The sequence below is a fragment of the Paenibacillus amylolyticus genome (assembly GCF_047302515.1).
GTDB lineage: Bacteria > Bacillota > Bacilli > Paenibacillales > Paenibacillaceae > Paenibacillus > Paenibacillus amylolyticus_G.
Genome location: NZ_CP168019.1, coordinates 4400355 through 4413574, shown reverse-complemented (window position 1 = coordinate 4413574; position 13220 = coordinate 4400355). Strand labels below are relative to the sequence as shown.

Annotated in this window: 13 protein-coding genes; 11 read left to right on the top strand and 2 right to left on the bottom strand. The window is 44.8% G+C overall.

The features are described from left to right. The first annotated feature begins 131 nt into the window (after positions 1 to 131). Complete coding sequence (locus ACDJ59_RS19325; RefSeq protein ID WP_310338404.1) at positions 132 to 1691, top strand: 2-isopropylmalate synthase; 1560 nt, start codon at positions 132 to 134, stop codon at positions 1689 to 1691. Between the two features lie 652 nt (positions 1692 to 2343). On the opposite strand, the gene ACDJ59_RS19320 is transcribed toward ACDJ59_RS19325, so the two are convergent. After that, a complete protein-coding gene (locus tag ACDJ59_RS19320) occupies positions 2344 to 4302 on the bottom strand; it encodes an ABC-F family ATP-binding cassette domain-containing protein (protein ID WP_413409858.1) in 1959 nt (652 codons plus the stop codon). Positions 4303 to 4581: 279 nt separating this feature from the next. On the opposite strand from ACDJ59_RS19320, the gene ACDJ59_RS19315 reads away from it, so the two are divergent. From ACDJ59_RS19315 to ACDJ59_RS19275, 9 genes are all read left to right on the top strand, one after another. Then, positions 4582 to 5220 (top strand): 5-formyltetrahydrofolate cyclo-ligase, encoded by a 639-nt coding sequence (locus ACDJ59_RS19315; protein ID WP_413404994.1) that lies wholly within the window; start codon positions 4582 to 4584, stop codon positions 5218 to 5220. Between the two features lie 15 nt (positions 5221 to 5235). Continuing rightward, positions 5236 to 5739 (top strand): cyclic pyranopterin monophosphate synthase MoaC, encoded by a 504-nt coding sequence (gene moaC / locus ACDJ59_RS19310; protein WP_303048966.1) that lies wholly within the window; start codon positions 5236 to 5238, stop codon positions 5737 to 5739. Between the two features lie 37 nt (positions 5740 to 5776). Continuing rightward, positions 5777 to 6262 carry a molybdenum cofactor biosynthesis protein B gene (locus tag ACDJ59_RS19305; RefSeq protein ID WP_017690080.1) on the top strand — a complete coding sequence of 162 codons (486 nt, stop codon included), beginning with the start codon at positions 5777 to 5779 and terminating at the stop codon, positions 6260 to 6262. Positions 6263 to 6470: 208 nt separating this feature from the next. Next, positions 6471 to 6719, top strand: a complete 249-nt coding sequence (tatA, locus tag ACDJ59_RS19300; RefSeq protein WP_036611264.1) for a twin-arginine translocase TatA/TatE family subunit — start codon at positions 6471 to 6473, stop codon at positions 6717 to 6719. A 78-nt stretch (positions 6720 to 6797) separates the two neighbouring features. Beyond that, positions 6798 to 7580 carry a twin-arginine translocase subunit TatC gene (tatC, locus tag ACDJ59_RS19295; protein ID WP_413404991.1) on the top strand — a complete coding sequence of 261 codons (783 nt, stop codon included), beginning with the start codon at positions 6798 to 6800 and terminating at the stop codon, positions 7578 to 7580. A 399-nt stretch (positions 7581 to 7979) separates the two neighbouring features. Further along, the gene (groES, locus tag ACDJ59_RS19290) at positions 7980 to 8261 is read left to right on the top strand and encodes a co-chaperone GroES (protein ID WP_017690077.1); all 282 of its coding nucleotides are present in this window, start codon (positions 7980 to 7982) and stop codon (positions 8259 to 8261) included. 73 nt (positions 8262 to 8334) lie between these two features. Then, positions 8335 to 9969, top strand: a complete 1635-nt coding sequence (gene groL, locus ACDJ59_RS19285; protein WP_036611259.1) for a chaperonin GroEL — start codon at positions 8335 to 8337, stop codon at positions 9967 to 9969. Between the two features lie 205 nt (positions 9970 to 10174). Next, positions 10175 to 10879, top strand: a complete 705-nt coding sequence (locus ACDJ59_RS19280; protein ID WP_413404989.1) for a hypothetical protein — start codon at positions 10175 to 10177, stop codon at positions 10877 to 10879. 254 nt (positions 10880 to 11133) lie between these two features. Beyond that, positions 11134 to 11322 carry a hypothetical protein gene (locus tag ACDJ59_RS19275; protein ID WP_413404986.1) on the top strand — a complete coding sequence of 63 codons (189 nt, stop codon included), beginning with the start codon at positions 11134 to 11136 and terminating at the stop codon, positions 11320 to 11322. 203 nt (positions 11323 to 11525) lie between these two features. Here ACDJ59_RS19275 and ACDJ59_RS19270 read toward each other — a convergent pair whose 3' ends face one another. Further along, complete coding sequence (locus ACDJ59_RS19270) at positions 11526 to 12833, bottom strand: deoxyguanosinetriphosphate triphosphohydrolase family protein (RefSeq protein ID WP_413404984.1); 1308 nt, start codon at positions 12831 to 12833, stop codon at positions 11526 to 11528. Positions 12834 to 12992: 159 nt separating this feature from the next. Between ACDJ59_RS19270 and ACDJ59_RS19265 the strand changes: the two genes are divergently transcribed. Beyond that, entirely contained in the window at positions 12993 to 13157 is a 165-nt protein-coding gene (locus tag ACDJ59_RS19265; protein WP_413404981.1) for a hypothetical protein, read from the top strand. Positions 13158 to 13220: the final 63 nt, after the last annotated feature.

The window sequence follows — 13220 nt, the reverse complement described above, 5'->3', positions numbered from 1 at the left end:
GGACTAAGCTACAAACAACATACGCGTTTACAAACAAAATATATAACAACAGGGACGGCGATTAGCGGGTGTTCTGTGGCACGTGGATCGTAACGAAAATATTTATAAAAATTTGATGGAGGTTGATGGATATGACAACAACTAATAACAAACGCATGATTGAAATTTTTGATACAACGCTGCGTGATGGAGAACAGGCACCAGGAGCAAGTCTGCAACCCGAGCAAAAGATTGAACTGGCACACCAATTGGCTTCTCTGGGTATCGACGTCATTGAGCCTGGATTCCCGATCTCCAGTCCAGGTGAGTTCGCGGCGGTTCAGGCGATTTCGAGACAGTTGCAGAACGTGGAAATCTGCGGATTCGCGCGGGCGGTCAAAGGTGATATCGATGCAGCTGTGCAAGCAACAGCGGATGCAGCACGGCGCCGAATTCACCTGTTTATCTCTTCCTCGGATATTCATATTGAGCATCAACTGCGCCGTCCGCGCAGTGAAGTGGTGGCTACCGCTCGTGAGATGGTATCTTATGCACGCCAGTTCACGGACATCGTAGAGTTCACCGCCATGGATGCTGCCCGTACCAAGATGGACGATTTGATTGAAATGGTTGAAGTCGCCATTGAAGCTGGAGCGAGCATTATCAATCTGCCGGATACGGTCGGATATGCCCTGCCACATGAGTATGGTGAGATGTTCCGCCGGGTGCGTGAGGGTGCAAGGGGCGGCGATCAGGTTCGCTATAGTGCCCACTGTCATAATGATCTGGGCCTGGCCGTAGCCAATAGTTTGGCTGCAATTGCCAATGGGGCTTCCCAGATTGAAGTGACCATCAATGGTATCGGAGAACGGACGGGGAACTGTGCACTGGAAGAGCTGATTATGGCGCTAGAGACTCGGGGAGACGCAATTGGTGCAACGACGAACATTAAGCTGAATCAGCTGTATGAGACTTCACGTCAGATTAGCCGTGCGATGCACTTCCCGATTGCGTACAACAAACCAGTGGTGGGACGTAATGCATTCCAGCATGAATCTGGCATCCATCAGGATGGTCTGCTGAAGAATCGGAGCACCTATGAGATTATGGACCCGGAAGCGCTGGGTATCCCACGCAGCATGATTATTCTGGGCAAACACTCCGGTCGTCACGCCCTGAAGGATCGGGTTCGCAAATACGGTTTTGAGCCGGATGAGCAACAGATGGAGCAATTGTATGAGGTGTTCAAAGAAACCGCAGACCAGCAAAAAGTGGTCAGTGACGACCAGTTATTACAGATGGTTAGCCAGACTATGAATATTCCTGCACAGGACTATGAACTGGTTGAATTGCAGGTGACAGCGGGCAGTATGACGGATCGAATGGCCGCCGTTCGGATTCGCACAAGCGCTGGAGAACAATCTTACTCCGCTGTTGGCGGTGGACCCGTGGATGCAACCATCCGTGCGATTGGTCAGAGCATTTCCGATGATATTGCATTTGTAGATATGGAGATGCATGCCTTGAGTGGTGGAGAGGGTGCAAGTGCAGAAGCTGTAGTTACCGTGGAGCGTGCAGGACGTGAGTTCCGGGGAACAGCAACACATAATGATATCGTCATGGCTGCCGGTTTGGCGTATGTAGCGGCTTGTAATGCTGCTGGGCTGAAGGCCGAGTCTTCCGAACATCATGAACAAGAAGCACATGCGTAAAACATCTATTGCCAGATCGCATCTACAGCGGCAATAGTAGCAATTGCAATTCGATATAAATATGCATGGCATATAGTAAATAAATGACGGGCAGGCCTTGAACGACAAAGGTCTGCTTTTGTCTTATTATGGAGGTATATTGAGGAGTGGAAGGATGCATTTGTCAAGGTGTGACTATAGTTATCCACATATCCAGTGTAATTTGTGGGTAACTATCCCAAAGCCAAACCAGCATAGTTTTCGAAACGAAAAGGGTTTAGGGGATAGAATGACTCCTTACTATCCACAAAGTTGTGGATAAAGTGGATAACTTGGTGGATAAATATGGTTTTTGTGTGAAAAAGGCTATTCTACCGCTGTATAATTAAGCTTATTAATGTGCTTGCTATCTTGCTTTCTTGTGGATAAGTGTGAGGGACAGGGGGATAAAAATATTTCTCTTCATTCGAGTAAATTTGACAAAAGTCAAAACAGCTCCCCTAACCTCCGTATGTTAGAGTTCAATCTCAAGGAACATAAAGAAGATAAGGTGCATAGCTTCTATACGCATCCTCAACAAACAAAAAGCTGATCCCAATAAGGAATCAGCCGGTGGTATAACTATACTTGCATGGAGCCGATCAAGCCATGTTCTGAGTCTGTACTATTCGTACTATTCCATAGCTAGTTCTTCCCAGTCCTCGTATGCCTTGGTGAGTTCTGCTTTGTGTTCCTCCGATTGTTGCTGGAGTTCTTGCAGCTTCATATAATCCTGATAGATTTCAGGCAGAGCCATCTGTGCCTCAAGTTCGGTAATCTTCGTTTCCAACACCGCAATCTGTTGTTCCAAAGCTTCCTGCTTGCGTTGTCGGTTACGCTCTTCACGCTTCGCCTGTTTTTCCGCTTCGAATGAAGCCGCTCCGGATTTTTCGGTTGTGGCTGTGTTCAAATCGGATTTGGACGAGTTCTTGGACGAAGCCTGACGTGCCTCAGCAGCTTCACGTGCGATGTCCTCAAGCTCCTGTTTTTTCTCCACATAATCATCGTAATTACCGAGATATTGTTCTGTGCCGCCTGGATGAAGTTCAACAATGCGTTCAGCCATTTTATTGAGGAAATACCGGTCATGGGAGATGAACAACAGGGTGCCTTCATAATCCATTAATGCCGCTTCCAGCACTTCTTTGGCAAACAGGTCGAGATGGTTCGTAGGCTCATCCAGAATGAGCATGTTGGCTTCCTTCAGCATCAGCTTGGAGAGAGACACACGTGCCTTCTCACCGCCGCTGAGGGAGGAGATTTTCTTGAGCACATCGTCACCGCTGAACAAAAAGTTCCCCAGTACGGTCCGAATGCGTGCTTCTTCCATCCCGGGATAGGCACTCCACAGTTCTTCCAGAACCGTGTTGGACGGATTGAGCCCAGTCTGTTCCTGATCATAATAGCCAATCTGCACTTTTGTTCCCCATTGGATCTCCCCGCTTACCGGACGTAAACTTCCCGTAAGACACTTCAGCATGGTGGATTTACCAATACCGTTTGGTCCAATCAGAGCAACCGTTTCCCCGCGTCGCAGATCGAAGGACACGTTGCGGAACAATGGAGAAGCCTCGTCATAAGCGACAGACAGCTGATCCACTCGAAGCACTTCCTTGCCTGACATAACGGCGGTTTCGAAGGAAAAATGGGCTTTTTTCAAATCTCCCATCGGTTTATCAAGCCGCTCCATTTTGTCGAGGGCTTTGCGCCGGCTTTGCGCCCGTTTGGTCGTCGAAGCACGTACAATGTTTTTCTGGACAAAATCTTCCATCTTGGAGATTTCGCCTTGCTGTTTCTCATATTGCTTCATCTGAGTTTCATATTCGGCAGCTTTGAGTTCCATATAACGGCTGTAATTGCCCGTATATTTTTTGGAGCGGTGACGTTCGATCTCAACGATGGTCGTTACGAGTCGATCAAGGAAGTACCGGTCATGGGATACCACGAGCAGTGCGCCTGAATAACCTCTCAGATAATCTTCCAACCAAGTAAGGGTGGCGATATCGAGGTAGTTGGTAGGCTCGTCCAGCATGAGCAGATCAGGTGCCTGAAGCAAAATACGAGCAAGCGCAAGGCGTGTCTTCTGCCCGCCGCTCAGAGTAGCAATGGGGGTGTCTGGCGAAAATTCGCCGAATCCCATCCCGTGCAGTACGCTGCGAATGCGGGTTTCCATCTCATAGCCACCATGGTCCTTGAACCAATCGGAGCGTTTCGCATAACGTTCCAGCAGGTCAGCATACTTTTTCTCATCTTCCATCTGGGCAGGGTCGGCAATATCGCGTTCCATCTGACGCAAATCTGCTTCAGCCTGTGTCAGGTGAGCGAAGACATTCATCATTTCTTCCCAGATGTTACGGTCGGATTGTAGCCCGCTGTTCTGAGCCAGGTAACCGAGCGTCGTTTCTTTGGACTTGAAGATCTGTCCTCCGTCATAGGACATTTCACCGGCTACAATTTTGAGCAAAGTGGATTTCCCTGCACCGTTTACACCAACGAGGCCGATGCGCTCGCGTTCTAATATTTGTAAGTTCACGCCGTCCAGGATTGGATCGACACCAAAACGTTTGATAATTCCGGATACTTGCAGCAGCATAAAATTAAGTTCCTCCATAGGTCCAGTTCTTGATATGACAACTATATCCCAGTTTACATGAAATACAGAGCAATTGCACCGATTGGGAACGCATGGGGCATGTAGTCTTTTTGATCAATCAATGATAAACTGAAAGAAGGCATGTTATTACATGAGGATTTTGCAGAAAATGAATCATTTTAACCATTTCAACAAGATGACAACTGGTCATAACATATAAATTGTTTTTAATGAGAGCTTTTTTCTACCTTCCCTATCAACAGGAGGTTATTCAAGGATATGCAGGATCATGCGGAACTGAAAAGTCAGCTTCGATCCAGACTGAGACAGAGCCGTGATCTGATGGATGCAAGTATGCATCAGCAGGCAATGACTAAGATTAACACTGGAGTGAAGCGGGAGCTGGAGCGCCTTAGACAGGCCAAGAGCAAGGTTGTGAACAGACCACTCGTAATATTCAGTTATTTGTCCTATGGAAGCGAAGCGTCCACAGCTTTTCTGTTTCAAGAGGGCTGGAATCATGGAGATGTGATGTTTGCACCAAAAGTGTTGGCGAATCCACCTCGAATGGAGCTACGGCGAGTGACCGGAGAACAAGATCTGGAGCCAGGCATATGGGGGATACCAGAACCCAAGGATTCCTGTGAAGTCCTGACGCCTGATGATTGGCCGGGTATCGATCTCATATTGGTACCGGGACTTGGTTATGATCTCCATGGCGGGCGTATTGGTTATGGTGGCGGTTATTATGATCGTTTTGCCGAGACGCTTGCAGCAACATGTGCGATGACGGGCAAGAAACCGTTGATGGCTGCGATGGTGTTGCCGGGTCAGCTACAGGAGGAGATCCCGATGGACCTGCTCGATCTGCGGATTGATCTGTTGATAACAACCGAAGGTATATTACATATCGAATAAAGGGTTGTGATGTGATTGAGTTCAGAAGCGAATAACGGCCAAGCTTCCGGTGGCAAACTGACCCATTTTAATGAACAGGGGCGGGCCCGGATGGTTGATATTTCAGGTAAGGAAATTACCGTACGTACGGCTGTGGCCGTAACCAAAGTGACGATGAATCCAGATACACTGGAAGCGATTCGGGAGGGCCGAATTGGCAAAGGTGATGTTCTGGCTGTGGCTCAGATTGCCGGGATTCAAGGCGCGAAGAAAACATCGGACTGGATTCCGATGTGCCATCCGCTGGCACTGACGGGTGTGGATATTCGTTTTCATGATAACGGAGTGGATGAATTACACATTGAAGTTACTGTCAAAACCGAAGGCAAAACGGGTGTTGAGATGGAGGCGCTCACGGCTGCCTCAGCTGCAGCACTGACGGTCTATGACATGTGCAAGGCCATGCAAAAAGATATGATTATCGGTCCAACCATGCTGAATTCCAAGAGTGGTGGCAAAAACGGTGATTACAGCCGATAGGCAATATTTATTTTCATAGAGGAGAAGGGTGATCTTTATGGTGTGGAGAACAGCAATCCTGACAGCCAGTGACAAAGGAGCCCGCGGGGAACGTGAGGATACGAGTGCACAAGTCATTCGGGAGCTGGTGGAAGAAGAGCTGGGTGGTCAAATCGTGGAGTACCGTATCGTTCCGGATGAACCCGATGAGATTATTGCGGCTTTGATTGAGATGACGGATTATTTTCACGCCGATCTGGTGCTGACTACCGGTGGCACGGAGCTGGCCATTCGTGATATTACTCCGGAAGCGACCCGGCGCGTAATTGAGCGGGAAGTTCCCGGGATGGCAGAGGCCATGCGGTACAGTGTAATGAGCAAAAACCGTTCTGCAATGCTGTTCCGTGGGGTATGTGGCATTCGTGGACGCACGCTGATTGTTAATCTGCCAGGTACACCAAAGGGTGTGCATGAACATCTGGCTGCCATTATGGATCAGCTTCCGGAAGCGCTGCTGATGGTTACGGGTCAGTTCAAGCAATAATCGAGCATGGACTCTGGGGCAAGATATCCGATTAGCCATGACCGTTGTTAGATTGTTCTAGTGACATCTCTTATTTGTGAATTTTGCGGGTTATGTAAGTGGTTACATCTATGGTATGATGGGCTTAAATTAAGAACGCAGCAGAGACATCTATGAACATCTGGCCGAGTATGCGCATCTTCGAAGCTTGAGACGAGGAGGATTATCAATGTTAAGTTCCATTGGACCAACGGGTTTTATTTTGCTGGCCGTGATTGCATTGTTGTTGTTTGGACCCAACAAACTTCCGGAACTGGGACGTGCAGTTGGGCGTACCTTCCGTGAATTCAAAGAGGGCGCTCGCGAGATTATCTCTGAGGATGACTCGTCCAATCGCAAAGAGCAGGAGAAAGCGAAACCGCTGGCGGCTGAGAGCACACCTGCAGACAAGCCTGCTGATAAACGCCTGCCGGAATAATCTTGACGGCAATGAAAGAGAAATCCCTTCCTGCCGGAAGGGTTTTGTATTTTAAGCTGGCAATAATGGGGGGCAGGCATGACGCAGCAAATGGAAGAAATGTCGATTACGGAACATCTGAGTGAGCTGCGGAAGCGGCTGATCTATGTACTAAGCATTTTTGTGCTGGGACTGATTGCAGGATTTTTTGTGGCGGACCCGGTATACCAATATCTGACCAAGTCAGAGTCGGCCAAAGGTTTTGTATTACATGCCTTCTCGTTCTGGGACGGGATTGGCATCTATATGAAGATTGCAGGGTTGTTCTCACTTATTATTACACTGCCGTTTACGGTGTATCAGATCTGGAAGTTTGTTAGTCCAGGGCTAAAGCCGCGCGAGCGTAAAGCAACGCTGAAGTATGTGCCCTATGTGTTTCTTTTATTTCTGACAGGTATGGCTTTCTCGTATTATGTTATTTTTCCGATGGCACTTGCCTTCACAACAGCAATAACGGAGAAGATGGGGCTTGTGGAGACCTACGGGATGAAGCAGTATTTCAGCTTCCTGTTTGGCATTGTGTTGCCTGTGTCCCTGTTATTTGAACTTCCTTTACTTATTATGTTTCTGACAGGACTGCGGATTCTGAATCCAATTCGTCTTCGCAAAATGCGCAGAGTCTCTTATTTTGTTCTGATCTTCATTGCAGTGGTTATTACACCACCAGACTTTATTTCCGATCTGCTGGTGATGATTCCCTTACTGCTGTTATATGAGATCAGTGTGTTATTATCCGCAATCGTATATCGCAAGCAGCTTGCAGCCGATGAAGAGATCGAATCCCGCTACGTTCGTTCCGAGGATAAGAAACATGCGGGCTGAATGAGGATAAGCTGTAATGTGCCCGGAAAAGACGGTATGTTCTTATCCGGGCTATTTCTGTAGACTGCCGACACCACGACAGGACAAGCAGGCATATTATGTTCAACAATGGATACAATGGGAGAGGGACTGTCTGTTAACGTTGCAGAAGGGCTAAACAATTTCGTAGAATAAGATTAGTGAATTGCAACATATAACCAGGCGCGGCGGGTGTAATTTGGCTATGTTTGTGTAAATTCAACGTAAATTCTCGCAGGAATTCGTCAAAAGGACTTGAAATCATGCTTCAAGTTGAGTATCATAAAGTTGGTTGTTAGCACTGAACACTGTCGAGTGCTAATACATATGGCTACAACCTACAATGTAACGTTATATAATTTCAAAAGGAGGCTATTTTTCATGATCAGACCTTTAGGTGAACGCGTATTGGTAGAACCACTGGAGCAAGAACAAACAACTTCTTTCGGGATCGTACTCCCGGACTCCGCCAAAGAAAAACCGCAAGAGGGTAGAATCATTGCAGTTGGTGCTGGAGTATTGAAAGACGGCGTACGTGTAGCTCTGGAAGTGAAAGAAGGAGATCGCGTTATTTTCTCCAAATATGCCGGTACAGAAATCAAATTCGAAGGTAAAGAATATTTGATTATGAAAGAGAGCGATATTCACGCGATTCTCGACTAATTCAAATTTAATCGGATAACCGAACCATATAGCACGACCATTTTCCAACAAAAACTAGGGAGGTTTTCTTAACATGGCTAAAGACATTAAATTCAGTGAAGACGCTCGTCGCTCCATGCTTCGTGGTGTGGATGCATTGGCTAATGCAGTAAAAGTAACACTCGGTCCTAAAGGCCGTAACGTGGTTCTGGAGAAAAAATTCGGAAGCCCGCTCATCACTAACGATGGTGTAACCATTGCTAAAGAAATCGAACTGGAAGATGCATTCGAGAACATGGGTGCACAACTGGTTAAAGAAGTAGCAACGAAAACCAACGATGTTGCCGGTGACGGTACTACAACAGCAACTGTATTGGCGCAAGCGCTGATCACAGAAGGTCTGAAAAACGTAACTGCAGGCGCTAGCCCAATCGGTATCCGTAAAGGGATCGACAAAGCGGTTAAAGCTGCGGTTGCTGAATTGCAATCCATCTCCAAACCAATCGATTCCAAACAATCCATCGCACAAGTTGCAGCAATCTCTGCAGCTGACGAAGAAGTAGGCGAACTGATCGCTGAAGCTATGGAAAAAGTAGGTAAAGATGGCGTAATCACTGTAGAAGAATCCAAAGGATTCGCTACAGAGCTTGAAGTGGTTGAAGGTATGCAATTCGACCGTGGATACATCTCTCCTTACATGATCACTGATACGGACAAAATGGAAGCTGTTTTGGACAATCCGTACATCTTGATCACAGACAAAAAAATCTCCAGCACGCAAGATATCTTGCCATTGCTTGAGAAAATCGTTCAACAAGGCAAACCACTGGTATTGATCGCTGAAGATATCGAAGGCGAAGCACTGGCTATGCTGGTTGTGAACAAATTGCGTGGTACATTCAATGCTGTAGCTGTTAAAGCTCCAGGATTCGGTGACCGTCGTAAAGCAATGCTGCAAGACATCGCTGCCCTCACTGGTGGCCAATTGATCACGGAAGAACTGGGTCTGGACCTGAAATCCGCTGTTGTGGAACAACTGGGTACAGCTCGTCAAATCCGCGTAACAAAAGAAAACACAATCATCGTTGACGGTGCTGGTAACAAATCCGATATCGATGCACGTGTTAGCCAAATCCGTACACAACTGGAAGAAACAACTTCCGAGTTCGACAAAGAGAAACTGCAAGAGCGTCTGGCTAAATTGTCCGGCGGTGTAGCAGTAATCAAAGTTGGTGCGGCTACTGAAACAGAATTGAAAGAACGCAAACTTCGCATCGAAGATGCCCTGAACGCAACTCGCGCAGCGGTTGAAGAAGGTATCGTATCCGGTGGTGGTACAGCGCTCATGAACGTATATAGCGCGGTTGCGGCTGTAGCTCTGTCCGGTGACGAGCAAACAGGCGTAAACATCGTCCTGCGTGCTCTGGAAGCACCAATCCGCACAATCGCAGCTAACGCTGGCGAAGAAGGTTCCGTAATCGTGGAACGTCTGAAAAAAGAACAAACAGGCATCGGCTTCAACGCTGCAACTGGCGAGTGGGTTAACATGATCGAAGCTGGTATCGTTGACCCTGCGAAAGTAACTCGTTATGCATTGCAAAACGCTGCTTCCGTAGCAGCAATGTTCCTGACTACTGAAGCGGTCATCGCTGACAAACCAGAACCAGCAGGTGCTGGTGGCGGAATGCCTGATATGGGCGGTATGGGTGGAATGGGCGGCATGATGTAATAAAGGTGTAAAAACCTTTATTACATCATGTGCCTGGCAGAGCGAGTTCTCGGTCAATTTGATTGAGGGTTCGTGAAGCAGCCACTGTTACAAATGATAAACAACACAAAAACCACTTCTTATTTAAGGAGTGGTTTTTAAATCTTTAAAAGTTCTTTGATGATAGTAAAGAAAGTTCTCTAAAAATTGAAGGGCGGATGGTCGTTTGGAATTAAGAATTTATTTAGTCTTGTTGATGGTAATTATAATTTGTGGAGGGGTAATCTGGAGGGTGATAAAAAGGTTAAAATGGGATGTGAAATTCCAGCGAGATCAGAATAATAAACTAAATGAAGCCAATTACCAATTGCGTGATAGTATTAAAAGTAAAGAAAGCATAATTAAAAAAATGCGGTTATCGGCATTGAATCTACAGAATGCTATAAATTATAAACAGCCTGAGGACTTTAACAGGCATGTTTTCATTTGTAATCTTAATGAAGGACAACAAGTAGTCATTATATTTGATGAAGAATTAGAGTATAGCCAGGAACTTCAGCAAAAATTTATTGATAGAGACCGGAGTCCGTTGAAACATTCTAGGGAAATTGAATGTGTTGTATTCGTTGATGGTGGGAAAGAACAGCCACTCCTAATGAAGCATGTTTTTGGAGGTAGCAATAATGCAGAAATAGAGGATATCAATTGTGGGAAGTTTACAAACCGAGGTATAGGGACATATATTTTACAAAATTTGTTTATTGTCCTGAAAGGAATGGGAATTGAAACAGTAAAGGCGTCCCTTTCAACGGTTGACTACCATAAAAAAGATAAGTTATATAATTTCTACTTGGAGAAGAACGGATTTAATTTGATTAGGGAACTAACTGAAGATAAGTGGGGCCTTGTATCCAAGAAATTGAATGTGTAACGTTTTGAATTCTTCAAAAATACCAACGTTCATGTATCGAGTCAGACCTGGTTAATGAACATAGTGACTCCACACTAAGGTGGGAAGACTGTTAGGGAATAACCTAGTCTCTGCGTTTTAAACTCTAGCACGTACATATTCCTATACTGATGCCCTTGTTTAATATCCATCCTACGGTATGGCTTCTGACTGGATGCACTTTTTGGGATGTGTTGGAGAAGAACTCAGTGGGGATGGCTAGCGAAGCTTATAACGTGAACAGTAAATCACCCGCAACAATTGAGTGTAAATATCAGGTGATATTTACATTAAGATTGATAATAATAGGTAATGTTCCGACAATAGGCGTTGGCTTCAACGCTCCGACTGGAGAGTGGATTAAAATAATCGAAGTGGATATCGCTGGTGGTGGGATGCTTGACATGGGCGGTATGATGTATTAAAGGTGAAAAATTTAAATATATCATCTGCCTGGGAGAGTGAATTTTCTACGATGTGACAAAAATTTGAGAAGCAATGGCAACTCATATATTATAAATGTAACAAAAACCACACTACTTAATTTAGTGTGGTTTTGATTTGTGAGAAAAAAGATAATTTTCATTTTCCTTGATTGTTGCTATGAGCAATAATTACCTCCCTTGAATTAATCCAGATCATATATAGAACCAGGGAGGCTACCATATAATTCTTCATATAGCTTCTCTGCGTAAGAATCTGTCATTCCTGATAAATAGTCAGCAACAAACCTCTCAGAACACCATGAATCATCATTATTAAATCTATCTAGCCAGTCTGTAGGAATGATTGAATCTGTGTTCTTCATGAATACATCCCACAATTTATTAATGATATTCTCGCCTCTTTGTTGAAGACGTTGTACACGTAAGTCCCTCACTAGAGTTACCCAAGCAAGTTTCTTTAAGATAATCATTTTTCTTTTAAGGTCAACATCTTCCATCCCATTTGAATCTACAAAAGTAACTTTAAACCATTCACCATCTTCAATAATCCCAACTTGTTTAACAAAATTATTTACTGAAAAGGCTTTGTTCTCTTTACGAGTCAAGGAGTTGTTTTTTTGCAGTTTACTGTGAATTTCATCCCAATTTTCGAGATATTCTTGCAATACTTTCTTGACTTCCTGCTTAATCTGTACCCCTTCCCAAAGCTCAGGCTCTTTTTCATATGCTTTATCAACTTCTATTGATACAAAATCAATTAATCGATCATTAAGTAAAAAAGATCCGTTCATCTGTATTTTTCCTGCCCTAATACCATCTTCAATGTCATGCGAAGAGTAAGCAATATCATCACTTAAATCCATAAGTTGGGCCTCTAGAGTTGCTTTCTTTTCTGGCATGTCCCATTTGTTCCGAATTTCTGAAATATAACTCCACTCACTACTGTATAAACCTTTAGAGGAATCAACAGTAAGTTCATATGGGTATTTATTAATTGCCAGTAGAGTCGCTGCTGACAAATTAAGTCCATCATATCTGGAGTCTCTTTTTTCTAGAAACATTAATAAACGAAAATTTTGAGCGTTGCCCTCAAACAATAAATTATACTCTTTTAATTTCTCATTAAGATCGTGTTCCCCCTTGTGACCAAAGGGTGGATGTCCGAAGTCATGAGCAAGTGCCGCACACTCTACAACAAGTGGGTCAATTACTAGCCCTGGATGTTCCTTGTTTGCAGAAGTAGTAGTAATGCTTCTTGCAATACTTCTTGCAATCTGGGCTACTTCTAGAGAGTGTGTTAGTCGAGTTCTATAATAGTCTCCTGATCCGGCTCCAAAAACTTGCGATTTTCCCTGGAGTCTTCTAAATGTAGGTGAGTGTATAAGACGTCCATAATCTCTTTCAAATGGTGAACGGTTATCACTAGAGTCTCTTCCGGTGGAACTCTCATCAAATTGTCTTACTGCTCTAAGTTTATTAATCTCGTTCATAAAATTAGCCCCTTTGAAATTTACTGAATTACTAGTTATATTTTACCATGAGATAACATTTAGGTGAATTAGATTGTTAAGAGATTTAGGTTTATAATAGTATCCTGATGTTCGTTGATTCTGGGTTTGATGCTCACTGCAATATTTATCAACTTCTTCATGAATCTATATAGCTTTGCATATGCGCTGATTACGGTGCTGTTACTTGCCTTTATGGGCTGGGGATCCTTAGCGAAGTTAAAGAACGACGTTCGTCAGCATGAAGATTACCATAGAAGAGAGCATCAGTCTGCGAACGATGACATCGATAGATACACAAGGTAATAACTAACGAGCATATTAGGAATAGCATCAAAGATACGTTACAGGCAAACTAGGCTGAAATGA

What these genes read in the sequence shown, in the direction of transcription:
- groL (WP_036611259.1), top strand. Translation starts at nt 8,335, where the DNA reads ATGGCTAAAGACATTAAATTCAGTGAAGACGCTCGTCGCTCCATGCTT.
- groES (WP_017690077.1), top strand. Translation starts at nt 7,980, where the DNA reads ATGATCAGACCTTTAGGTGAACGCGTATTGGTAGAACCACTGGAGCAA.
- tatC (WP_413404991.1), top strand. Translation starts at nt 6,798, where the DNA reads ATGACGCAGCAAATGGAAGAAATGTCGATTACGGAACATCTGAGTGAG.
- ACDJ59_RS19265 (WP_413404981.1), top strand. Translation starts at nt 12,993, where the DNA reads ATGAATCTATATAGCTTTGCATATGCGCTGATTACGGTGCTGTTACTT.
- tatA (WP_036611264.1), top strand. Translation starts at nt 6,471, where the DNA reads ATGTTAAGTTCCATTGGACCAACGGGTTTTATTTTGCTGGCCGTGATT.
- ACDJ59_RS19305 (WP_017690080.1), top strand. Translation starts at nt 5,777, where the DNA reads ATGGTGTGGAGAACAGCAATCCTGACAGCCAGTGACAAAGGAGCCCGC.
- ACDJ59_RS19320 (WP_413409858.1), bottom strand. Translation starts at nt 4,302, where the DNA reads ATGCTGCTGCAAGTATCCGGAATTATCAAACGTTTTGGTGTCGATCCA.
- ACDJ59_RS19325 (WP_310338404.1), top strand. Translation starts at nt 132, where the DNA reads ATGACAACAACTAATAACAAACGCATGATTGAAATTTTTGATACAACG.
- ACDJ59_RS19315 (WP_413404994.1), top strand. Translation starts at nt 4,582, where the DNA reads ATGCAGGATCATGCGGAACTGAAAAGTCAGCTTCGATCCAGACTGAGA.
- ACDJ59_RS19270 (WP_413404984.1), bottom strand. Translation starts at nt 12,833, where the DNA reads ATGAACGAGATTAATAAACTTAGAGCAGTAAGACAATTTGATGAGAGT.